Raw genomic sequence first — 23687 nt, forward strand, 5'->3', positions numbered from 1 at the left:
AAACAGTACCAGCATCAGGGCAAAGTAGACGCTGGAGAAAGCGACCGCGTAGACCGCAGGCCAGGCGGCAAACAGCGCGCCACCGGCGGTAATAAACCACACCTGATTGCCATCCCAGTGGGGGCCGACGGTGTTGATGATGATACGGCGCTCCGTATCATTTTTGCCGAGGAAGGGCAGCAGAATACCGGCTCCCATATCAAAACCGTCGGTGATCATAAAGCCGACCAGCAGGACGCCAACCAGCACCCACCAGACCAGTTTCAGGGTTTCGTAGTCCAGAATCATGCCGCACCTCCAGCGATTTCAGGCTTGTCGGTAGTGTGGTGATCGTCGCTCTTCTCAAAGTGATAACGACCGGTATGCAGGGCGCTTGGGCCGAGACGGGCGTATTTCACCATCAGGAAGACTTCAATCACCAGCAACAGGGTATAGAAGGCAACAATGGCACCGATACTGGTGTAAAGGCTGCTGGCTTCCAGAGTTGAGGTACTCAGATGGGTTGGCAGAATCTCACCAATGGACCAGGGTTGGCGACCGTATTCAGCAACCACCCAGCCGGTTTCTGCGGCGATCCAGGGTAATGGCAGAGACCAGGTAACCAGTTTCAGGAAGCGGCGTTTGCTCTCCAGTCGACGGGTGGCGTTAAAGTAGAAGGCCAGTGCGAAGATCAGCAGCATGGCGAAACCACAGGCCACCATAACGCGGAAGCTCCAGAACAGAGGCGCAACGTTTGGAATAGTGTCGTGTGCCGCAGCCTGAATCTGTTCTTCAGTCGCGTCGACCACATTTTCGGTATAGCGCTTCAGCAGCAGGCCGTATCCCAGATCCTGTTTTACCTCTTCAAACGCAGCGATGGTGGCATCATCGGTCTGGCCAGCGCGAAGCTTGGTCAGCAGGCCGTAGGCAATCATACCGTTACGGATGCGCACCTCATGCTCTTTGATCAGATCTTTAATGCCGGTGACCTCTTCATCCAATGAGCGGGTAGCAATCAGGCCGAGGGCATAAGGAATCTTAATGGCGTAATCCGTGGTTTGGGTTTCCTGATTCGGAATACCAAACAGGGTGAACGATGCCGGAGCGGGATGGGTGTGCCATTCTGCTTCAATCGCTGCCAGCTTGGTTTTCTGCACATCACCCAGTTCATAACCGGATTCGTCACCCAGAATGATGACCGACAGAATAGAAGCCAGACCAAAGGCTGAGGCGATGGCAAATGAGCGTCGGGCGAAAGGCAGATCCTGTTTTTTCAGCAGGTAGTAAGCGCTGATGCTAAGTACAAACATGGAGCCTGTGACGTAACCCGCTGCTACGGTATGCACAAATTTAACCTGAGCGACCGGGTTAAACACCAGATCGGCAAAGCTGGTCATCTCCATACGCATGGTTTCGTAGCTGAACTCAGCACCCACCGGGTTTTGCATCCAGCCGTTGGCGATCAGAATCCAGAGCGCGGACAGGTTAGAACCCAGTGCCATCAGGAAGGTGACCATCAGGTGGCGTCGGGGCGACAAGCGGTCCCAGCCAAAGAAGAACAGGCCGATAAAGGTGGACTCCAGGAAGAAGGCCATAAGCCCTTCAATGGCCAGAGGTGCACCAAAAATATCCCCCACGTAATGGGAGTAGTAGGCCCAGTTGGTCCCAAACTGGAACTCCATGGTGAGACCTGTGGTCACCCCAAGCGCAAAGTTAATCCCGAAGAGCTTGCCCCAGAACTGAGTCATGTCTTTGTAGACCTGTTTACGGGTCATGACATAGACCGACTCCATGATGACCAGCAAAAAGGCCAGACCTAGCGTCAGGGGGACAAAAATAAAGTGATACAGCGCGGTAATCGCGAACTGTAACCGGGACAGATCAACAACTTCTTCTGTAATCATGGCGTTTCCCGTGTAGTCATAGGTGCAGTAGCAGAGTTAAGGGCTGAGTTAGCTGCACGATTCGAATCTGTCTCAGTGGCGTTTGTATCTGCGGATAACCCGGTTGAGTTGGCCGCTGATGCATCCGGATTCAGGGTATCTGAGACAGGCAGTTGAGAATTAAGCAGGCGTGTGCTGACGTCACTGTCATTAACAACAGTGGCGGAAGGAACGATAAAGTTAACGATGCCATACAGCAGCACCAGCTTTATCAATAGTACGATACTGAGTTCTCGTACCAGTTTTTGTCTGGCAAACAAAGAACCTTTCCAGAACTGACTGAAAGTCTGCTTTGTTTGCCCGAACGGCGTATTCCGTTGCATAGCGTTCTGATCCTGCAGTGACGGTTGGCGGTTTTTGCCCACCGGATCTAAATCATCAAACAGTTATTAGCGCGCCTGATATCAGACGGTTTGATTAGCTTATAGCAAGGTGTATGCCCGTTTTTTGATTTTGTAACCCATTGAAAATAAGGGTTTTTTGTTTTTCTTGGGCTGTTGTTTATTATTCTTATTGTCAAAAATGACAAAACCGGGTCGGTAGAGTCATAATTGACAGCAGTAAAAGGAGCGCTGGAAGCGTTTGCAAAGCGGATCTGGCTTTTTGGGGCGACCGGTTATCTGATCAGAATGCTTGAATCATCATCTCAGGACTTGTTATGACATCATCGGAAAAACATCTGATTCCACAGGCCGAAATATCAGGCTCAGATCAATCTCATCTGCCATCACCAGAGTTGGTATCGATGCTGCAAAGCTACCCCGATCCCGCGGTACTCTTGTCGGCAGACTATGAAATTCTTTCAGCGAACGCAGCATACCGCCAGAGCTATGGTGCTGTCAGTGCGACAAAACGTCACTGCTATGAGGTTTCGCATCACTATGATCGCCCTTGTGATCAGATGGGTGAATCCTGTCCCATGCTGCAGTGTATGCAGAGCAATAAGGCGCAAAGAGTCTTCCACCTGCATCACACCCCTCAGGGGGAGGAGCATGTTGATGTAGAGCTCTACCCGGTAGAGGCTGAAGATGGTCAACCCCGGTATTTTCTGGAGGTGATGCGCTACAGTAAGCTGGCAAGCCCAAGAGCTGGTGACAGCGGCCTGATTGGGCGCTCTCCGGCCTTTATGGCATCCATGGCGCTGATTGAGCGAGTTGCCCCCAGTGAGACCACGGTGCTTCTGTTAGGGGAGTCCGGTACCGGTAAGGAGCTGATGGCGCAGGCCGTTCACCGGGGTAGCCTGAGAAATCAGGGGGCTTTTGTGCCGGTAGAGTGTTCGGGGCTGACCGAAACCCTGTTCGAGAGTGAGCTGTTTGGCCATGAAAAGGGGGCTTTCACCGGTGCGCACAGCCGCAAAACCGGTTTGGTCGAGGCGGCAAAAGGCGGTACGTTGTTTCTGGATGAAGTGGGGGATATTCCACTCTCGCTGCAGGTAAAACTGCTGCGACTTCTGGAGACAGGAACCTATCGCCGGGTCGGGGGCGTTGAGCCTTTAAAAGCAGATTTTCGTCTTGTCTGTGCCACGCATCGTAATCTGGAACAGCAGGTAGCCGATGGCGAGTTCCGTATGGATCTTTATTACCGCATCAACGCTTTTCCGGTCGTTCTTCCTTCGTTGCGGGAAAGAGTTACCGATATTCCTTTGTTGGTGGAAAGCCTGCTTCCGAAGTTTGCAAATGGGCGTGACATTAAGGTGGCTAAGGAGGCTTTGGTTTTGCTTCAGGCTTATACCTTTCCCGGTAATATCCGTGAGTTGAGAAATATCCTGGAGCGCGCCTGCCTTCTGGTGGATGACCACTGGATTGAGCCTCAGCATCTGCCATCGGCCTGTCACCAGCAAGGAGGGGGCGGTCTGGCAGGAAGTACCTCGCCAACTGGGGGCTCAGATAGTGGTAATGGTTTTATACAGCAGCAGATTGTTGGTCTTGAACAGCTGGAAAGCGGATATCTGAGCTGGGCACTACAGCAACTGAACGGCGATAAGGCGCTGCTGGCACACAAGATGGGGATTAGTGAACGTACCCTTTACCGTAAGCTCAAGCCAGTTTGATTGCCGGGCTTTATCGTAGACGGGTTTAGGCCATGCCCAGCAGACGCATGCCCATGATGGTGATCAGGGTCAGCGACACCACGATCAGGATCAGTTTCTGCATAAAGGGGTTGTTGCCCATGGTTTTCTCCGTTGGTTAATGCTTACTTTGCAGGCGCTATTCTAGCGATACCGATTGCTTAAACAAGAACAGCTGCCTTTAGACAAGAACAGCTCCTTGAGGGGGAGCTGTTCTTTTTTATTCTCTCGTGCAAGACAGTGACCCAGTCGGATTAGCCACTGGCTATTTTCATCAGGGTTCCAACACAAAGAATCAGGCCGATAACGACCAGTAGAGTACTGCGGTTGATCGTGGATTTGTCTTCAGACATGGTGTCCTCCTGACCTTAAGGTCTGTGGTTTTATTATTGTTATGATCCGACAGGGTTAGTGCTCAGATAATGGGATGTTTTGAGCACCTTTCCGCAACTTGGTTTTTTTAGCGCTATCTCTGCAAAACTTAGCAAAGACCATGACTGACAGCCAGTGACCTGAGACAAGATCTGATCTTCTTGAATGATTGTCTTCTGAGGAAAGGTCGGGCTCTTTAAAGGCAAAATAAGATGCTATTCAAAAGACTTTTTGCTGGCGTGCCGTTTTTGGCTAACAGGATTGTTACGACTAATTTTTGTCCGGCAATGACCTGTCGGTCTTGGTAGAATAGTTAGTTCCCTATTACGCCTTGCCGTTCCTTTCGGATAACTCTCTGTTAAGCGGGCGTGGCCTGATTTCTTCTGAAAAATCTTTCTGAGCAATCGTTTTCTGAATAAAAGGTTTTCTATGATCCCGGAATCCCGAGAGGGGGCTGACGCCTCTTCATTTAAACCCGCTTTTGCGGAATTTGTTGCACTATTGGCTCTACTGATGTCCATGGTCGCGTTGGCGATTGATGCGGTTCTGCCCGCCATGAGTGTCATTGGTCAGGATTTCTCTGTGGTACACCCGGAAGATCTGCAGTGGATTGTCGGTGCATTGTTCGCGGGTCTGGCATTTGGTCAGATTCTTTATGGGCCACTGTCTGACAGTTTTGGCCGTAAGCCCGCTATCTATCTTGGGTTGGCTATTTTTCTGGTGGGCTCTCTGGTATCTGCTTTTGCTCAGACCTATGAGGTGATGCTGGTTGGCCGTTTTATTCAGGGAATCGGTGCATCCGGACCTAAAGTGGTGGCCGTTGCGTTGGTGCGAGATCGTTACGAAGGCCGCGCTATGGCGCGTGTGATGTCTTTTGTGATGGCGGTCTTTATTATTATGCCTGCCATCGCTCCCAGTATTGGGGCCGGTGTACTGATGATTGCAGACTGGCGCGGCATTTATGAGTTCTTTGTTTTGCTCTCGCTGGTTGCTCTGATCTGGTTTGCGATCCGTCAACCGGAGACGCTGCTCAAAGAGCGTCGTATTCCGCTCTCCTTTGGTAATGGGTGGCACAACACCAAAGAGACGATGACTCATAAGGTCACTCTGGGTTATATCATAGGAGCAGGCCTGATCTTTGGGGCATTTGTGTCTTACCTGTCCACAGCCCAGCTGTTGTTTAAAGAGATCTTTCAGATTGATAAGGCTTTTCCACTCTATTTTGCTGTGCTGGCTTTATCGGTGGGTGTGGCTTCCTTTATGAACGGTCGTCTGGTGATGCGCTACGGCATGAAACTGCTGGCAAATCGTGCTCTGATGACAATGTTCTGTGCTTCTGTGATATTTCTGGCTTTGCTGGCATTACAGGATGGTTATGCGCCGATCTGGCTCTTTATGGTGTTTGGCGCGATCGTTTTCGGCTGTATCGGTTTGCTGTTTGGTAATATGAATGCCCTTGCGATGGAGCCCTTAGGCCATATTGCCGGTGTGGCCTCTTCGGTGATTGGCTCAGCGACAACGTTTATCTCCATGATTGTGGGGATGGCCTTTGGGCAAACTTACAATGGCACCCTGTATCCGCTTTTTATCGCGTTTGCTCTGCTCTCTTTGGTGTGTTGGCTGGTTACATGCAACATTCAGCATGAGGCTCCTGCTAAAGTGAAGGCCTGATAACCGATAGGTTTGTTTTCGGTACACCTCTGGCCCGACCCGGTAACGTAAAAAAGCCGATACCTGCTAACAGAGCTTGTAAGCGGGTTTCGGCTTTTTATGATGGCAGGCGATTGATCGCCAAGGTCAGACTGGCCGGAGGCTCAGTCTTTCTTTTTCTTCTTTTTCAGACTCTTCAGCATCTTAACGCCCTTCTTACGCTGGTTGTATGCCAGGGCGATCTCTTGCTTTAGTTGTCGGCTCTGATCAAAGTCGTTACAGGTTTCATACTCTTCTTTCAGTTTTTTCTCGTGCTTGCGCAGCTTTTTGATCACCTTCTTAAGGTATTCTTTTTTCTCTTTACGCTTTTGTTCATCGGAGCGGATAAAGGCTTCGGCTTTCCTGATCAGTTTGCTGATATTCATGAGGCGCTACTCCTGTCCCTTTGAGCGGATTGTTGTTCCTGAACCATTTCGGTCAGTTCTTCGTCATTCAAAGAGAGACTTTGTTCAATATTTTTTGTCTTCAGGTCACTGGCTGAGAAGAGGACTTCGCCCATCATAACCAGCTTTCGGGTGACATCCGAGGCATAACCGCTGTCATTCATCAGTGAGACTGACATAGGGCCAGTGATCAGTTTTTGGCGTATCAGGCTACTGAGGCTATGGTTGAGGTTGTTATCGTACTCTTCCATGTCCATTCGAAGGCGATCCAGTGACAGAATAATGACGGAGTCATTTTTATTATCCTGCCGCACCTGGTTCAGCTCGCGTAAAACCGAGGCTAACCGCATCCGCAGCGTGTTGTATTCGTGCTGAATGTAGGGGTTATCGGCGATAAAGTAGCGCGACAGGTTTTTCTGCAGGTGTTTGGTATCTTTGATCGCTTCAACAATATCCCGGCCAGCGGCTCTTAGTCGGAAAAGTTCTTCTACCTGATCAGCGGACATTTCACCCTGGTAGGCACTACTGAAATCAACAATATCGGCATAGAGGGATTTCACGGATTCCACGTATTCCTGATCAATATTGGTAGGAATGACAGTGCGTGCTTTGAAAATAACCTCTTCCAGAGGCTGGTCGCCGTGGATATCGTCCAGTTTCAGGCTCAGGCCACCAGCGATGATCGCAGCAGCGTTATCGTACAGGTGCAGGGTTTCCTGGCGAACAGCGGCAAGGGTCGCTTCCGGTAAGTCTGAGGCCGCTTCGTTGAGATATTTGGGGGCAGAGCGACGGCCGGTTTCTTTGGCTTTAAGGGTACGCTCCAGAAAGCGTACCATCGCCGGAATCACCGGCAACATCAGGATGACACCTATGCTGTTGAAGATCGTATGGAAGACCGCCAGCTTCAGAGTGTAGTTGTCTGCCGCAATGCCGACAAAGCTGCTGATACTGTCTACTGCCAGTGTGAGCTGGTAGATAAAGAGTATGGCGACAAAGCCTGTGACCGCATTAAAAATCAGGTGAGCGACGGCCAGACGTCGGCCTTCTACGTTGGCGCTCAGAGAGCCGATAATGGCGGTAATGGTGGTGCCGATATTCGCACCAATGGCCAGTGCCAGGGCGTTCTCGTAGGTGATCTGTTGCGCTGAGAGTGCCGTGATAATCAGCACCAGCGTGGCGTGACTGGACTGCATCACCACGGTGGCAAACAGGCCGATCAGGGTAAACAGAAAAACCCCGGCGTAGCCTTCAACGGCATAGGCGGTCAGATCAATCGTATCTTTGAAGGCTTCAAAGCCCTCTTTCATATAGTGAATTCCCAGAAAGAGAAAGCCCAAACCCGCCAGCACGTAGCCCATGCCTTTCAGTTCTTTGCTTTTCTGGAAAATCAGCAGAATACCAAATACCAGCATCGGCATGGCATAAGCTGAAATCTTAACCTTAAGGCCGAGGCCTGCAACCAACCAGGCGCCTGTTGTGGTCCCCAGATTGGCACCAAAAATAATGCCGACACCAGCCGTGAGGGAAATCAGCCCGGCAGAGAGAAAGGAGATGGTGATGACAGACACCAGCGAGCTGGATTGCATGAGTGTTGTTGAGACCACACCAAAACTGAGACTTTTCCCGATGGTATTTGTGGTCTTTTTCAGCAGTTTTTCCAGCAAGCCGCCGGTAAAGGCTTTAAAGCCTTCTTCCAGTGAGAGCATACCGAACAGAAAGACCGCAACGCCTGCGGCGATCTCTTTAAAATCAGGGCTAATCCAGAAGCCATAGCCAAGTACCAGAAAGATAGTTGGCAGAAGCAGTTTTCGTAACATAAGAAGCGCTATCCTTGCATGCTAAGTCCGTCAGAGCGTTAACACTTTGATATCTGTATTAATTATTAAAAAGCCTGCAAAACGTAGGGTGAAACAGAACTGTAACCTGCTGTTCATAGAAGGCAAGCATTACTCAGCATAGATAGGTTTTTTCTTTTGTAACAGTGAAGATGCAAACCGAATATAAGTCTTACACAAATAGACTGGAAGGCTACTGGTAGCAATGTTATTTCTAGTGTGCTGGTCTCAAATGAAACTAAAACAACAAGGCTGGCTTATTAACGCGTTTGAGAGTCTATAATTTGTTTTGTGGCGCATATGCCTTATAAGGGTGAGACGGGTCTGAGCCTATAGCTTAAGGCTGGTATCTGCCCTGACGTGTCTGTTGCTAAAATTCCGGGTTTAAGTGAGTCAGTTCTGAAAAGACCTGGACTGCTGGAGCGATACGGTTGAATTATTGGTTGCAGCATTATGGATCAAGGGTATTGATATGATGGAATCTGACAGTTACACAAGAGAGGTCCCCGAGCAGGAAGCCTCCAGCTGTCCGGATCATGAACGGGTGTCTGTTACCGTTGAGCAGCAGGATAAAATTCTGGCTTTTCAGCAGTCGGTCTTTAATGATGTGATGACCAATCAGCCCGGGCAGCAGGTGCTGGATCATCTGTGCCACTTGGCGGAGCAGTTGCTGCCAAATTCTGTTGCATCTCTGATGATACTGGATGATGAGTCATCCACGCTTAATGTGCTTTCAGCGCCCAGTGTACCTAAAGATGGGCATCAGGCGTTAAGTGGTCTGAGGCCGGGGCCGGGTGGTGGCTCCTGCGGTAATGCTGTGCTCAGAAATGAACCGGTTTTTGTCCGGGATACCTTTACCGATGAGCGTTGGCAGGATCTGCGTGAGCTTGCCTACGATTTTAATCTTTGTGCCTGTTGGTCTCTGCCTGTTCGTAACAGTAACGGTGAGCCTATTGGTAGTTTTGCTCTTTCTTCCTTTGAACATCGCCTACCCTCCGCCTTTCATCAGCGAATCCTTCAGGTTGGTGCCGATATGGCGGGTCTGGTGCTGGTGCGTCAGAAGCAGGAAGAGGAGTTGGCCCGACAAAATACCCGTTTGCAGCTGCTTGGACGTGCAATCGAGAGTGCCTCGGAAGGTGTGATTATTACGGGTGCAGATAACCGTATTATCGAAACCAACCCCTTTTTCAGCCAGGTGACGGGCTACACGCACGAAGAAGTTGTCGGTCGCAACCCCAGCTTTTTCTCCTCTGGCACCCATGATAAAGCCTTCTATAGTGCGATGTGGCAGGAGTTGATGGCTGAAGGTCGCTGGTCAGGTGAGGTGATCAATCAGCGTAAAGATGGTTCCCTGTGGCCGCAATGGTTGAGCCTGAGTGTGTTACGTGATGATGAGGGCGTTGTGCAGAATTATGTCGGTGTTTTCACGGATCTTTCAGAGATAAAGCGTGAACGTGACCGTCATGTCGCTGCTTTGAAGACGGATACCCTGACGGGACTGCCTAACAAAAGTCAGCTGCAGGAAGCCCTTGATCGTTGCGAGGGTGACAGTGCGCTTCTGGTACTGAATGTTAATAACTTTAGCCTGATTAATTCTGCTTACGGTCTCGATTTTGCTGATCGCCTGCTGTCCGCCATTACCCGGCGTTTAACGAAAGTGCTGGAGGGTGCCCGCATTTACCGCCTGAACGCCGATGAGTTTGCGGTTCACTATGAGAAAAATACTTTTCTGAAAGCAGTCTTTAACAAGATTCGCGATAGTTTCTTTTTGCGTCAGATTCAGGTCGGGGGGCTGAGTTTTAACATCAGCTTCTCTTATGGCGGGGCTGTGGGTAGCGATGATCTGATCCGTAAGGCGCTGATGGCGCTGAAAAAAGCTAAGCAGGGAGGTCGCGGGCGCTTCTACCTGTATGCGGATCAGAAGGATGAGCTGGAACAGAATCAGCGTTTGGAATATATGCGCTGGAACGCTCTGTTGCACCGTGCTCTGACCGAAGATTGCCTGGTGCCCTATTTTCAGGGGATTCGGGATAACGAAACCGGCAGGATTAACTACTACGAATGCCTGATCCGTATGAGCATCGATGGGCAGGTGTACGGTCCGTATCAGTTTCTTCAGCCCGCTAAGCTATCCGGGCTTCTGCCGGTGATCACCCGCACGGTAATTGATAAGAGTTGTCGGGTGATGAGTGGTAACCACTGTGATTTTGCCATCAATGTCACCGAGGATGACCTAAGTCATCACTATCTGGAGGAGTATCTGGAGCAGAAATGTATCCAGTACAATATACATCCTTCCCGTATTACTCTGGAGATTCTGGAAGGTGTCAGTGCGGATGGTAAGAAGAACCATATCAAGCAACTGGCCTCGCTGAAGGCGAAAGGTTTCCGTTTGGCGATTGACGATTTCGGAACCGAATACTCCAATTTTGAGCGGATTCTCGAATTGGATGTGGATATGATTAAGATTGATGCTAAATATATTAAGTCTATCGATACTGATCAGACCAGTTATGAGATCACCCGTGCGATCGTCTTCTTTGCCCGTAACGCGGGTATTCCTGTGGTTGCGGAATTTGTTCATTCTGAGTCGGTGCAGCAAGTGGTGGAAGCGCTAGGCATTCGCTTTTCCCAGGGCTACCTGTTCAGTGAGCCTGCGGCAACGATCCAAAGCTGACCTGTAACCATTCAGGGGCAGGTGACCAGCTGCCCTGTCAGGTTTGTTCTTTGTAGGTTAGCTCCAGAGTGCGATCGGCAATGCGTTCTGCATCTTCATCCTGATGGGTTACCAGGATCAGTGTCTTTTTCATATCTCTTGCCGTTGTTGCCGTCCAGATGGCAGCCTTGTGGCGTGTGTGTTGATCCAGTTCGGCGAAAGGTTCATCCAGCAGGACTAAGGGTTCCGGTCTTAGCAATGTTCGAATTAAACCGATACGCTGGCGCTGTCCGCCGGACAATTCTGTCGGAAACTTATCCAGCTGGTCCGCGACATCCAAAGCTTCTGCCGCTTCCTCAAGCTGTTCCCGGGTGGGAGGCATCGTAAAACCCAGTTGCAGGTTGGTCATGACACTCAGGTGTTCAAACAGATTATGCTCCTGAAACAGCATACTGATCGGGCGGCGTTGCGCTGGTAGACTGAGCAGGTCTTCACCGTTCCACAGACCCCGCCCGCTTCTGGCGCGTTCAAAACCCGCCAGCGTATGCAGCAAGGTACTTTTGCCCACACCACTTCTGCCCTGAATGGCCAGGCACTCCTCAGCGGCCAGCTGCAGATCATAGTGGAGCCTGTAGCCATCCAACACCACTTCCAGTTGATCGACAATCAGGCCGTTGTGAACTGCACCCTGATCGGTTGCGGTGCTCGTTCCTACGAGTTTTATGCTCTCAGTCATAGATATTTTTCCGATGGTTCAGGCTGATCCGTCCGTTGGTGTTGCTGAGGACGCTTGCCTCGGCTCTGATGGCGTTCAAAGAAAAAGACCAGCAAAGCGCAGATCGTCAATAGAAATAGTGAGGCCAAAGCGGCTTCAGCCATACGGTAACTACTGGCGTAACCATAAATCAGCCAGGGAAGTGTCGTCGCACTATTGTCGCCAAAGATTGAAAATACAGCGACATCCCCCAGAGCTAACAGTAAGGCTAAGGCAAAGCTGCCTTTGGCAACCGGGCGGATAAAGGGCCAGACGACACGGAATTGTTCTACGGTAGACAGTCTCAGGTTAGCGCTTAGCCGACTGTATTGTTGGTCGAACTGCAATATCCTGGGTTTGAGTTGGGCGATAACAAAAGGCAGCAGGAGAACACTGTTGATCAGTATCAGCCAGAGCATTCCCCATTGTTCAAGATCGATACGGGGCAGTAGCAGAATATAAAGACCGGTAGACAGCACCATTGCAGGAGCCACTAAGGTGTGGGTCGCCAGCCACTGAAACAGAATGCGCCGGTTTTCCTGATGTTGCAGGCTGGCAGTGCGCACAGGGATTAGCAGTAACCACGAGAGCAGCATGGCGAATAGGGCCGCTGCAAAGCCTAAAAGCAGCGAGTAGATAGCGGCATTAACCAAATCCGACAGGCCCAGCTTGTCTAAATCGACCTGAACCACCGTTGGCAGCAGGGCAAGAAGTGGCAGCAGTAGCAGTAGCCAGCTCAAATAATAAAGAGCCTGATGGGTTTTGGCGCTGATACGGCTTAAATCCGGCTGCCAGCGTTGACTGGCGGTATCTGCGCTCAGCCAGTTTAGTTTGCCCATACGAGCGATCAGAGCAAAGATGAGACCGGCCAATGTAAACTGTAGCCAGGCCAGTGTTAGGGCTTCGCTCAGGTTGAAGTCGTACTTCAGTGCCTGATAGATGGCGACTTCAAGGGTGGTTGATCCGGGACCACCGCCAAGGGCCAGCACTACAGCAAAACTGTTAAAGCAGAGCACAAAGATAAAGCCCAGTAACATTAACAGGCTGGGTTTTATGGCGGGCCATTCCACCTGACTGAATTGTTGCCAGCGGGAGAAGCCAAGCTGTTGAGCCAACCGCCAGCTGGTGTCGGGAATATGACTCATCTGCTGGCAGAGTACCCGAACAGCCAGCGGGGTATTCAGGTACACATGAGCGATCAGGATGCCGTTCAGCCCATAAAGATTAAAGTCCGCAGGCAAGATAGGGGTGATCAGGCCTGAACGGCCCAAAAGAGCAACCAGCCCGGTAATCAGTACCAGAGTTGGCATCACAAAGCTGAGCAGGCAGAGGCTAAGAAAAGCCCGTTTGCCCGGAAGTCGGGGTAAAAAATGCAATGCCCGTGCGATTGGCACAGCAAGGGCGACGGAGATCAGCGCGCTCAGGCCAGCCTGTTCCAGAGAGAAGCTCAGAATCTGCAGGATATAAGCATCCGTAAGAAGCTCGGGTTGCAGGTGTGCTCCGTCGAAGCCGATCAGTCCGTAGAAGGCGAGGCTGGTGATCAGCAGAATCAGGCTATAAGCAGAAACAACAGCCGGTTTAAGCCACCGGCTGCCTGTTAATGGATTCATCATGATGCGTTGATAATGGTCGGTTTCATCAAAGAAAAGCGGATTAGCCCGTCAGCTTACTGACTGGCGGCCTGACGCCATTCCCGTAACCAGCTGCTGCGCTTCGTTGCCAGTTCTTCCGGAGTAAAGCCGATGGTTTTTGGTTGCACGAGCTGATCAAATTCGGCAGGTAACTCTGCATTATCAATCACAGGCAGCATCCAGTTTGTGACCGGAATGATTTTCTGGGCTTCAGGAGAGATCAGAAAGCTCAGAAATTGGTTGGCAAGTTCGGTCTGATCGCTGTAGCGACTGATGGCGGCAACTTCGGTTTGTGCGACATGACCTTCGCTGAACAGGGCGGCTTTGTATTGGCTTTTACCTTCTGCGATCAGATGGTAAGCCGGCGATGTCGTGTAGCTGAGTACATAGTCGCTGCCGCCTTCGAGGAACATGCTGTAGGCTTCCCACCAGCCTTTGGTTACGGTTACTGTGTGGCTTGCCAGTTGCTTCCATTGTGCTGCAGCGTTATCACCATAAACCGCTTTCATCCAGGTCATCAGCCCTTGTCCCGGTGTGCTGGTGCGTGGGTCCTGATAGATCACCTGTGCATCCGAGTTGATCAGTTCTTCCAGGGATGCAGCGGGTTGACTGATTTTGCTGCCGTCGTAAATAAAGGCGAAGTAGCCGTAATCGAAGGGGACAAAGTGTTTGTCGTTCCAGTTCAGTCCTGCGGATAAGCCTGAGAGGTCGGTATTGTGCTCCTGAACCAGGTCCAGTTGGCGCGCGGTCTCGATCAGCACATTATCCAGCCCCAGCAGTACATCTGCTTTGGTTTTTTTGCCTTCGATACGGGCACGGTTCATGATGCTGACGCCATCTTCCACGGCAATAAAGTTCAGGCTACAGTCGCACTGAGCTTCGAACGCCTTTTGCAGCTGTGGGCCTGGGCCCCATTCCGATACGAAAGAGTCGTAGGTATAAACGGTTAACGTTGTTTTTTCTGCAGCACTTGCCTGGGCCATGGGTAGTAGCAAACTGGTTGCCAGCAGAAGGGTGTGCGTAAGTTTTTTCTGTTTCAGAGTCTGAAATAGATCAGCATAGATTCGTGTCATCATGCATCTTCCTAACGGATCATCGTGTGAAAGGTGGCTGTGTGGCAGGGGTTACAGAAAACAACAAACCGTAGGAATTTCCCTGTAGGAAAATTCAGAGGTGGCGTTACACTGCCCTGCAGCAAACGGGCTGACAAATCACTAACCTGCCGCAGAACAGAAATCTCTGTTATGGTCGTCAGAGCTGCCTTGGTGCGTCGGCATAAACAGAAAAAACGCACATAAAATGCAGGGGTTATTGGTGTTTTGTGAGCTGAATTTTAGGCTGTGAATCATATCGGAAACTTGTTGGACCCGCCATGCACAACGCTATCTTTGAACAGGTCAATCGACAGCTGAATGTTCCGGTTCACTGGCTACCGCTCAGTCAGTCCGGTACCAGCAACTGGCTCTATAAAGGCAGTAATCGCAGTCAGGTGCTGATGCTACGTATCAATGCGAAAAACACGCTGGCTTTTGGCGTGTGCCGTCAGCGGGAGGCCTATGTCATCAGAACTCTTGCTGATCAACCTTGGGCAATGCAGGTCGTGCTGAACGCACCAGAGAAAGGCTGGTGCGTGATGATGCATCATGGCCTGAGCCTCGGTCCGGGTGCGATTTCGGGTGAAATTGCATCCCAGCTGATTTTGGCGATCAGTGAGTTACAGCAGATCCCAGTGCCCCGGTCAGCGGATGAACGCGCTATCGCCGCAATTAATTACCCGGAACTCTTTCAGCGTTATCAGGATTGTTTAAACCGTGAGTCTGATCCTGTTCTTTGGCTGGAGCGACTCAACCGTCTAGTTCAGTTATTTGCCTCTCTGCCTAAAGTCTCCGAATGCTATACCCATCATGATCTTCATCCCGGTAACTGCTGTTGGCAGGATGGGCGCCTTGTGCTGATTGACTGGGAGTATGCCGGCGTTGGCAATCCCTGGTTTGATGCGGCCAGTCTCCATCGCTATTGCGGAATTTCTTCCGGTGCGATTCATGGTATGCCTGCTTTCTCCCATCTTTCTCCTCCCATGTTTGAGCTGGGGTTGCAGCAGGCACAGGATGCGATGTTATTGCTGGAGAAACTCTGGTACAAAGTAAGAGCTGCTTAAGTGGGCTTGGTCTAAACGCTTTTCTATCGGTGGGGGATTTCCCTGCTGTTCGTTGGGCTTGGGTACCTTGCGTAATCAGGTTGGCAGGAATTTTGGTAGGTAAGTAGCCAAAAAACTATACGTTTGTGCTATAATCATTAGGCATGTAAGTAAATTCAATCTTATTTTGATGCTTTTCTTCTATCTTAATGACTTTGCCTGTAAGTTTTTGCCGCTTCTGAGCGGCCCTCTGCAAGGCCAGAGCCTTTAAGTAGCCGTCACAGCATTGATTGATATTTACCTGCTTCATAACTTTGGATGATGAAGGCTAAATTTATCATGAGTGATAACAAGGATATTATGACGCCTGACGGAAAGGTTAATCCTATTGATACGGATTACCAGATCGGTCAGGACAATGTCGCACTACAGATTGGGCCTTTTGGTCTCGATATTCATAACCGGGTCTTTATGATCTCCGGTCTTAGCATTGTTGCTTTTGTGCTGCTGACACTGATGTTTCAGTCTCAGGTTGCGCCTATTTTCTCCTCAATGCGTTCCTGGTTAACGACAAATCTGGACTGGTTCTTCCTGAGTGCCGGAAACATTTTTGTTCTGGTTTGTCTGTTTCTGATTGTTTCGCCTTTAGGCAAAGTAAGACTGGGTGGTACTGAAGCCACTCCGGATTACTCTTATGCTGGCTGGTTTGCGATGTTGTTTGCTGCCGGTATGGGTATTGGTCTGATGTTTTATGGTGTTTCAGAGCCTCTGTCACACTTTGCAACGTCAATGGGCGGCACTTCCATGGAAAATGGCGTGCGTACCGACTGGGCACCTCTTGGCGGCGCAGCTGGCGATGCTGAGGCCGCTGCATCCCTGGGTATGGCGGCGACCATCTACCACTGGGGTCTGCACCCATGGGCGATCTATGCGATTCTGGCGCTGGGTCTGGCGCTGTTCTCCTTTAACAAAGGTCTGCCTCTGACCATGCGTTCGGTTTTTTACCCGCTGCTGGGTGAGCGCGTATGGGGCTGGCCGGGCCATATCATCGATATTCTGGCGGTGTTTGCGACTCTGTTTGGTCTGGCGACCTCTCTGGGTCTGGGGGCTTCCCAGGCCGGTGCGGGTCTGAACTACCTGTTTGATGTGCCGATGGGATCAACCACTAACGTACTGCTGGTTATCGGTATTACCGGGCTGGCGATGATCTCTGTTCTGGCTGGATTAGAAGCTGGTGTGAAGCGTCTGTCTGAAATCAACATGGTTCTGGCTGCGCTTCTGCTATTGTTTGTGATCTTTGTTGGGCCGACACTGGCTATCCTGACGGGTTTCTTCAGTAACCTGGTTTCTTATCTGGAATATCTGCCGGCACTGGCTAACCCTGTTGGTCGTGAAGATGTTAACTTTGCTTCTGGTTGGACTGCATTCTACTGGGCATGGTGGATCTCCTGGTCTCCTTTTGTGGGTATGTTTATCGCACGAGTTTCCCGTGGCCGTACCGTACGTGAGTTTATGGTTTGTGTATTGCTGATTCCGTCTCTGGCTTGCGTACTCTGGATGACCGCATTTGGTGGTACTGCGATTAATCAGTTGGTGACCGATGGTTATCAGGCGGTAACTCAGGCTGATCTGCCAATTAAACTCTTTATTATGCTGGATGCCCTGCCAATGGCAGAGATTACTTCTCTGATTGCCATTGTGCTGGTGATTGTGTTCTTTGTAACCTCTTCCGACTCAGGTTCTTTGGTTATTGATGCGATCTCTGCCGGTGGTAAAGTGGATTCACCAAAACCACAACGTGTTTTCTGGTGTACTTTTGAAGGTCTGGTCGCGATCTCCCTGATTCTGGGTGGTGGTCTGACGGCCCTTCAGGCGATGGCAGTTTCCACCGGTTTACCGTTCACGTTTGTGTTGCTGGTTGCCTGTGTATCTGTTTTGAAAGGCTTGGCTTCTGAGCCTAAGAGTGTATAAGCTGTAAGAGTTTATATACCTGAAGAAAAGGGTAGGGCGCTTGGCGTTCCTGCCCTTTTTTGTTTTAGCAACGCTGGTTCGCAGGAAAAGTGTTTTCAGGCATAAAGCGTTAACAGGAATACCTTAGGTTTTCCGGCAAAGAGAAGAGAATCCGGAGGCGAATATGGAAGTCGAACAGGTCGAAATTTACGAATATCTGCGCCGGTTAGTGCCCTTTAAAACTTTACCGGATGAGGCTCTGGCGGAGCTGAGTCAGCAGGTGGAAATTGCCTATTACAAAGCAGGAAGCCAGATTCTTGATGTTGGCGATGAGGTTTCTGATCTTTGTATTGTGCGAAGTGGTGCGGTTGAGATCTATCGCCGTAATGGTGAGTTGTATAACCGGATGAGTGAGGGCGGGCTTTTCGCTTATCAGAGCCTTTTAATGAAGCAGAAGGTGCGTTTTCCGGTTAAGGCGATAGAAGACAGTCTAATCTACTTCATACCGGAGCTGGTTTTTCGCTCTATGTTTGATGAGCACGAAGAGTTTGCTGACTTCTTTGAAGTCGGCGATCAGTCACGTCTTCGCCAGGCAGTATCCCGCCGGGAAGATGCGAATGAACTGCTGACGTCCCGCATTACCACACTGATCGGTCGCGAACCTGTGCTTATTACCTCGTCGGCCACCGTGCAGCAAGCCGCTCAACTGATGACCGATGAAGGGGTTTCCTCTTTGCTGATTCTGCAGTCAGAGGCCAGTGAACCCTATGATGAAGATGGGCCGTACGACTTTCAGCAGGCGCTGGTGTCTTCCGGTGATGGTAGTGAGCATAAAGTGTGCGGCATTATTACCGATCGTGATCTGCGTACCCGCGTGGTTTCTCAGGGACTGCCTTTTGATACCCCCGTCGAAGAGATTATGTCCCAGGGATTGGTCATGATTAACAGCGATGAGTATGTTTTTGAAGCCATGCTCACCATGTTAAGAACCAATGTTCACCACCTGCCGGTGTTGAAAAAAGGCCGACCTTTAGGGGTTATCTCCCTATCGGATCTGGTGCGCTACGAGTCCCGCAACAGCCTCTTTGTGGTCAGCAGTATTTTCCGACAGCAAACCGTCGAAGAGCTGGCTGCTTTGCATGATGATGTGCAGTCCAGTTTTGTACGCATGGTGAATGAAGACGCCAACTCCCGCATGGTGGGTTCTGCGATGGCAGTGATTGGCCGAAGCTTCAAGCAGCGCCTGTTGGAGCTGGGTGAAGAGAAATTCGGACCGCCACCTGTGTCTTATTGCTTTATGGCGCTGGGCTCTATGGCCCGAGATGAGCAGTTGATTGTGACCGATCAGGATAACGCCATGGTGCTGGATGATAGTTTTGATCCTAAGCTCCATGATGATTACTTTAAGCAGCTGGCGACTTTTGTTTGTGATGGGCTGGCGGCCTGCGGTTACAGTTATTGCACCGGTGATGTGATGGCGACTAACCCTAAATGGCGTCAGCCGAAATCGGTTTGGGAGCAGTATTTTATCGACTGGATCGACAACCCGACACCGGAATCCCTGCTGAACAGTAATATTTTCTTTGATCTGGATGGTGTCTGGGGGCGTACCGAATGGGCAGACCAGCTGCAGGCGCTGGTCAGTCGCCGTGCACGCCGCAGTCAACGGTTTCTGGCCTGTATGGCTCGAAATGCGTTGAATAGGACGCCACCGTTAGGCTTCTTTAAAACCTTCGTGATGGAGCAGGATGGTCAGCACAAAAACTCCATCAATCTCAAACGTCGGGGGACGGCTCCTTTGGCGGATCTGATTCGGGTGCACGCTCTGGCTGTGGGCTCCCGTGCCCAGAACTCTTTTGACCGTCTGGATGATGTGATTGAAGCATCGATTCTGCCTCCGGACCGTGGGCCGGATCTTCGGGATGCAATGGAGTTCATCTCTATGGTACGTATTCGCCATCAGGCTCTGGATCTTGAAGCGGAGCAGGAACCGGATAACAATATTGAGCCGGAGAATATGTCCCACTTTGAGCGCCGAAATCTGAAGGAGGCTTTTCAGATTCTCAGTGATGCTCAGAAATTCCTGAAATTCCGTTATCAACCGAACCGGGCCAATTAACTGATGCTGCACCTGATTCCTGAGAAAAAAGATAAGGTTTTACCCGAGTGGCCGGAACGTTTTCAGAAACTGGCAGAGCAGGCCCGGCACCCGCTTCTGAAGAGTTTTTATCAGGCCGGCTGTATCAGTCCGGATACGCCCTTGGATCAGGTGCCCTTTGTCGCAATGGATTTTGAAACCACAGGACTTAATCCGCAAAAGAACGGTATTGTCAGCATCGGACTGGTGCCTTTTACTTTAAAGCGTATCTATTGCGGACAGTCCCGACACTGGATTCTTGATCCGGGCAAACCTCTTAGTGCTGAATCTGTGGTGATTCACGGCATTACCCATTCGGATATTGATGATGCACCGGATCTGAGTCGGGTTCTTCCCCAGCTGCTGGAGGCTTTGAAGGGCCGTGTTGCTGTCGTACATCATCGCGGGATTGAGCAGCCTTTTTTACACGCGGCTCTGAAGGCCAGGATCGGCGAGGGAGTTGTCTTTCCTGTCGTTGATACCATGGAGTTGGAGGCAAGAATTCATCGTCACCACCCGCTGGGCTGGTTTGCCCGGCTTCTGGGGAAAAAGCCGGTGTCGATACGACTGGCTGACAGCCGAACCCGCTACAACCTGCCTTATTACGCACCGCATCATGCTCTGACCGATGCACTGGCTTCTGCGGAGCTGCTGCAGGCGCAGGTTGCCGACCGTTTTAATGCGGATGACCCCATTCGTCTGATCTGGCATTGATCTCCCCGAGAAAATTTTCTATCGATGTAAGTGACTACTTTCGGCTTTAGTCGCATTTTAAGAAGCCTGTTTTTCAAAGATCACCCAAAAGAGGGTATCTGCTCTCTCTCCATCAGGCCGTATGATTTTGTCTACCCTATTTGATTGTCCGGTAGAGTATGATCCCTTCCGGCGACCTGACTATAAGAAGGCACTGATCCCTATGCGTAATCTGAAATCCTGCATCAATATCGATGATCTGGCACGTCTTGCGGCGAAGAGAGTCCCGACGCCGGTTTATGACTATGTTGAGGGTGGTGCTGATGATGAGGTCACACTGGCCCGGAACTGTAGTGGTTTTCAGCGCTATCAGATCGTGCCTAAGGCGCTGCAGGATGTCAGTCATATTGATACCCAGACCCGGATTATGGGTGTGGAAACGGCGCAGCCGTTTTATATCTCTGCCACTGGCTTCTCCGGCATGATGTGCCCAAAAGATGCGGAGTTGGCTGGTGCCCGTGCCGCCAGTCAGTTTGGTGTGCCTTATACCGCCTCTACGTTCTCAAACCGTTCATTAGAGCAGATTGCTAATAGCTGTGACGGCAACAAGTTCTTTCAGGTTTACGTACTGGATGACGAAACGTTGGCTTCTGATCTGAACCGTCGAGCCAAAGCGGCAGGCTTTAAAGCCATGGTACTGACCATCGATACCATTGTGGGTGGCAACCGTGAGCGCGATGCCCGCAGTGGCTTAAGTATTCCACCGACCCTGACGGTGAAATCGACGATTCAGTACATGATGCGGCCTAAATGGCTGGTTCAGTACATGCTGAGCGATGGCGCCAACATGGGGAATTTCCCTCAACTGCCTAAGGTTTCTCTGGGGGATTCTCACGCGTTTGTTGAGGCCATGAGCAAACTCTTCAAGAAGAACCTGACCTGGGACGATGCCCGCAATATGGTGGAACAGTGGGGCGGGCCTTTTGCTATTAAAGGCATTATGTCTGCGGCGGATGCGGTTAAAGCGAAAGAGATCGGTGCCAGTGCCGTAATTTTGTCGAACCATGGTGGCCGTCAGCTGGATAGTACTCCGACCCCTGTTGAGTTGGTCGAAGAGGTTCGGGCTGCCGTTGGCCCTGAGATGGAGATTATTGTGGATGGCGGTATCCGTCGTGGTACGGATGTCTTCAAAGCGCTGGCACTGGGGGCCAATGCATGCAGTCTGGGCCGGGCTTACGTTCGCGGGCTTTCTGCTGGTGGTGAGGAAGGTGTGACCCGTGCGCTGACGCTACTGAAGTCTGAATTTGAGCGTTGTATGATTCTGGCCGGGTGCTCTTCTATTGATCAGATTGGGCCAGAGCATATCCGTAAAATCAGTTAAGTTCTGAGCTTTTGGCTCAAAAGACGCCGGGCTTTTCCCGGCGTTGTCCCAAAGTGCCTTTTATAGGCTCTTGAAAGACTGGAGGCATCGGCAAAGCCTGTTTCTTCGGCAATAACCGATAACGACAGGCTTGTGGTCATCAGGAGTCTTTTTACTCTATCAAGGCGTCGTGCCATCACATAAGCCTGGGGTGTCATACCAAACTGGCGCTGAAACAGGCAGTGAAAGTGACTGGCGCTCAGGTGGAACAGGTCCGCCAACGCCTGATTATCCAGCGATTGCTGTCGGGCGATGTGCTGCTCAATAACCTGGTTGAGACGTTCAAGATCCAGTTTACGTTTTAAGTCCGGGTTATTCGGCTGATCATTGTGAGATGACGCCTGCTCCCAAAGCTGCATCAGCAAGAGAGGGATAAACTGGCAGTTAAGTTGCTGAGAGTTCAGGCCGGTATTCTGCTTCAGCTTCAGGGCGGTATATTCAAGAATGAGCGACGTCTCGGCAGGTAGCGTGGAAAACTCCGCGGCCTGCAGTAGGGTGTCGGTAAGCTTGATATTACTGGCGTCTTCCAGCGCTACAATCAGAGGGTCTTCAGGGTTGATATCAATAACCAGCAATTCACTGTCATCGCTTAAGCCACTGAACAGATGGCCTTCCTGTTCGGGAACAATCGCATAGCGACCGTTTTTAAGATGACTCCCCCCTTCGGAAAATTCACACGCCATCTCTCCGCGCCAGCCAATCAGTATCTGCGAAAAATCGTGCAGATGTTCTCCGCTTTGGCGTGCAATTAGATTTCGACGAATCTGACTTTTCATCTCGGAGCTATTTGCCTCTGGGAGCTATGAGCCGCTGCAAAGCTGCTGATATAAGAAAATAAAACAGTTTCTGTAAAGAAACAGAACCGTATCAGGAGTAAGTGCGGAGTTTGAGTCTAAAACAACAGACTCTCGGTCAAAAACGCTTCGCTGATGTTGCTAGCATAGACGAAAGACCAACAATAAGAGATTTTGCTATGCAACTCAATGCTGAAGATGTACGCCGTTTACTTCCCTGGGATCGCCTGATTGCTGCGCTGAACGATATCTTTGTTCAGGACGTTTGCGCCCCTGTCCGTCACCACCATTTTATGGATATTCCGGGTGAACCTGAAGCAACCCTGCTTTTAATGCCCGCCTGGATTCCGGGTAAATATCTGGGTGTTAAGCAGGTAAACGTTTTTCCCGGCAATAGTGGCCGAAACATGCCGGGACTTACCAGCCATTACACCCTGAGCAATGGTCTGACCGGTGAAAGTCTTGCCTTGCTGGATGGTAACAGTATTACCGCACTGCGTACTGCTGCGGCTTCTGCTTTAGCCTCCAAATACCTTTCTCGGGAAGATACTAAAACCTTGCTAATGGTGGGTGCGGGCCGAATGGGTCGACATCTGATTCCGGCGCACATGAGTGTGCGGAATATTGAAACCGTCTGGGTTTGGGATCGCCATGAGGCCGCGTCTGCTTCATTGGTTGAAGAGCTGATTTCTCAGGGTGTCGATGCACGGGTCTGTCCTGTCGATCAGCTGGAAAATACTGCCCGCCAGATGGATATGATCAGTTGCGCCACTCTGGCAACTGAACCACTGATCAAAGGTGAGTGGCTTAAAGCCGGTGCGCACCTTGATCTGGTTGGTAGCTTTACCCCGACCATGCGGGAAACGGATAACACCGCGATGCAGAAAGCCGAGGTCTTTGTTGATACCCGTGCTGGTGGCCTGTCCGAAACCGGCGATCTGATTATTCCGATTCGAGAGGGGGCTATCACGCCGGAAGACATTCATGCGGAATTCTCTGAGCTGTGCTCCGGTGGGCATAAAGGCCGTGCCGGTCTGAATGATCCTGAGCAAGCGATCACCCTGTTTAAATCGGTAGGGGATTCCCGTGAAGATCTGGCGGCAGCCATTCTTGCTTATGAGTCCAATCAAGCATCAACCGAACCACAAGGGTAACGCCCTTTGGGGCCGACAGGCCCTTTTTTGTATGAGTGTCACGGGTATTAACGATGCGGCTCATCCATTCC

Annotated in this window: 18 protein-coding genes; 9 read left to right on the forward strand and 9 right to left on the reverse strand. The window is 50.8% G+C overall.

Translation table 11 applies throughout. The features are described 5' to 3' along the window. From cydB to AC4GL5_RS14535, 3 genes are all read right to left on the reverse strand, one after another. Nucleotides 1-288, reverse strand: a 288-nt coding sequence (gene cydB, locus AC4GL5_RS14525; RefSeq protein ID WP_490383513.1) for a cytochrome d ubiquinol oxidase subunit II, incomplete at its 3' end; no start/stop codon positions are given. Beyond that, nucleotides 285-1883 carry a cytochrome ubiquinol oxidase subunit I gene (locus tag AC4GL5_RS14530; RefSeq protein ID WP_490383514.1) on the reverse strand — a complete coding sequence of 533 codons (1599 nt, stop codon included), beginning with the start codon at nt 1881-1883 and terminating at the stop codon, nt 285-287. The genes cydB and AC4GL5_RS14530, both read right to left, overlap by 4 nt. Next, the gene (locus tag AC4GL5_RS14535) at nt 1880-2245 is read right to left on the reverse strand and encodes a hypothetical protein (RefSeq protein WP_490383515.1); all 366 of its coding nucleotides are present in this window, start codon (nt 2243-2245) and stop codon (nt 1880-1882) included. The genes AC4GL5_RS14530 and AC4GL5_RS14535 overlap by 4 nt, the downstream gene beginning before the upstream one ends. Before the next feature lie 335 nt (nt 2246-2580). Between AC4GL5_RS14535 and AC4GL5_RS14540 the strand changes: the two genes are divergently transcribed. Beyond that, nucleotides 2581-3972, forward strand: coding sequence for a sigma-54 interaction domain-containing protein (locus AC4GL5_RS14540; RefSeq protein WP_490383516.1), 1392 nt, complete (start codon nt 2581-2583; stop codon nt 3970-3972). Nucleotides 3973-4791: 819 nt separating this feature from the next. Beyond that, on the forward strand, nt 4792-6033 hold the full coding sequence (locus tag AC4GL5_RS14545) for a multidrug effflux MFS transporter (RefSeq protein ID WP_490383517.1): 1242 nt from the start codon (nt 4792-4794) through the stop codon (nt 6031-6033). A 143-nt stretch (nt 6034-6176) separates the two neighbouring features. Here the strand turns inward: AC4GL5_RS14545 and AC4GL5_RS14550 are convergent, their stop codons facing one another. Together AC4GL5_RS14550 and AC4GL5_RS14555 are read right to left on the reverse strand one after the other, a co-directional pair. Beyond that, nucleotides 6177-6437: a hypothetical protein gene (locus AC4GL5_RS14550; RefSeq protein ID WP_490383518.1), complete on the reverse strand. Its 261-nt coding sequence runs from the start codon at nt 6435-6437 to the stop codon at nt 6177-6179. Continuing rightward, nucleotides 6434-8272: a Na/Pi cotransporter family protein gene (locus tag AC4GL5_RS14555; protein WP_490383519.1), complete on the reverse strand. Its 1839-nt coding sequence runs from the start codon at nt 8270-8272 to the stop codon at nt 6434-6436. The genes AC4GL5_RS14550 and AC4GL5_RS14555 overlap by 4 nt, the downstream gene beginning before the upstream one ends. 490 nt (nt 8273-8762) lie before the next feature. Here AC4GL5_RS14555 and AC4GL5_RS14560 point away from each other — a divergent pair, with 490 nt between their 5' ends. Next, a complete protein-coding gene (locus AC4GL5_RS14560; protein WP_490383520.1) occupies nt 8763-10967 on the forward strand; it encodes a sensor domain-containing diguanylate cyclase in 2205 nt (734 codons plus the stop codon). 37 nt (nt 10968-11004) lie between these two features. Here AC4GL5_RS14560 and AC4GL5_RS14565 read toward each other — a convergent pair whose 3' ends face one another. Genes AC4GL5_RS14565 through thiB form a run of 3 tightly spaced genes read right to left on the reverse strand, consistent with a single transcriptional unit; the run spans nt 11005 to nt 14407 of the window. Further along, complete coding sequence (locus tag AC4GL5_RS14565; RefSeq protein WP_490383521.1) at nt 11005-11682, reverse strand: ATP-binding cassette domain-containing protein; 678 nt, start codon at nt 11680-11682, stop codon at nt 11005-11007. Then, complete coding sequence (locus tag AC4GL5_RS14570) at nt 11679-13310, reverse strand: ABC transporter permease subunit (protein WP_490383522.1); 1632 nt, start codon at nt 13308-13310, stop codon at nt 11679-11681. Before AC4GL5_RS14570 ends, AC4GL5_RS14565 begins: the two co-directional genes overlap by 4 nt. A 56-nt stretch (nt 13311-13366) precedes the next feature. Next, nucleotides 13367-14407 (reverse strand): thiamine ABC transporter substrate binding subunit, encoded by a 1041-nt coding sequence (gene thiB / locus AC4GL5_RS14575; RefSeq protein WP_490383523.1) that lies wholly within the window; start codon nt 14405-14407, stop codon nt 13367-13369. Nucleotides 14408-14703: 296 nt separating this feature from the next. Between thiB and AC4GL5_RS14580 the strand changes: the two genes are divergently transcribed. The 5 genes from AC4GL5_RS14580 (at nt 14704) to AC4GL5_RS14600 (ending at nt 21629) form a co-directional block, all read left to right on the forward strand. Next, on the forward strand, nt 14704-15489 hold the full coding sequence (locus AC4GL5_RS14580) for a phosphotransferase (protein WP_490383524.1): 786 nt from the start codon (nt 14704-14706) through the stop codon (nt 15487-15489). A 318-nt stretch (nt 15490-15807) separates the two neighbouring features. Beyond that, the gene (locus AC4GL5_RS14585) at nt 15808-17439 is read left to right on the forward strand and encodes a BCCT family transporter (protein WP_490383525.1); all 1632 of its coding nucleotides are present in this window, start codon (nt 15808-15810) and stop codon (nt 17437-17439) included. A 163-nt stretch (nt 17440-17602) separates the two neighbouring features. After that, nucleotides 17603-19537 carry a DUF294 nucleotidyltransferase-like domain-containing protein gene (locus AC4GL5_RS14590; RefSeq protein WP_490383526.1) on the forward strand — a complete coding sequence of 645 codons (1935 nt, stop codon included), beginning with the start codon at nt 17603-17605 and terminating at the stop codon, nt 19535-19537. Between the two features lie 3 nt (nt 19538-19540). Further along, nucleotides 19541-20269 carry a 3'-5' exonuclease gene (locus tag AC4GL5_RS14595; protein ID WP_490383527.1) on the forward strand — a complete coding sequence of 243 codons (729 nt, stop codon included), beginning with the start codon at nt 19541-19543 and terminating at the stop codon, nt 20267-20269. 202 nt (nt 20270-20471) lie between these two features. Further along, nucleotides 20472-21629, forward strand: a complete 1158-nt coding sequence (locus AC4GL5_RS14600; RefSeq protein WP_490383528.1) for an alpha-hydroxy acid oxidase — start codon at nt 20472-20474, stop codon at nt 21627-21629. Here the strand turns inward: AC4GL5_RS14600 and AC4GL5_RS14605 are convergent. Then, nucleotides 21626-22444, reverse strand: coding sequence for a helix-turn-helix domain-containing protein (locus AC4GL5_RS14605; protein WP_490383529.1), 819 nt, complete (start codon nt 22442-22444; stop codon nt 21626-21628). The two genes, AC4GL5_RS14600 and AC4GL5_RS14605, sit on opposite strands and share 4 nt — an antisense overlap. A gap of 197 nt (nt 22445-22641) precedes the next feature. Between AC4GL5_RS14605 and lhpI the strand changes: the two genes are divergently transcribed. After that, complete coding sequence (lhpI, locus tag AC4GL5_RS14610; RefSeq protein WP_490383530.1) at nt 22642-23616, forward strand: bifunctional Delta(1)-pyrroline-2-carboxylate/Delta(1)-piperideine-2-carboxylate reductase; 975 nt, start codon at nt 22642-22644, stop codon at nt 23614-23616. Nucleotides 23617-23687 lie beyond the last annotated feature (71 nt).

This window comes from Oceanospirillum sp. (assembly GCF_982874595.1).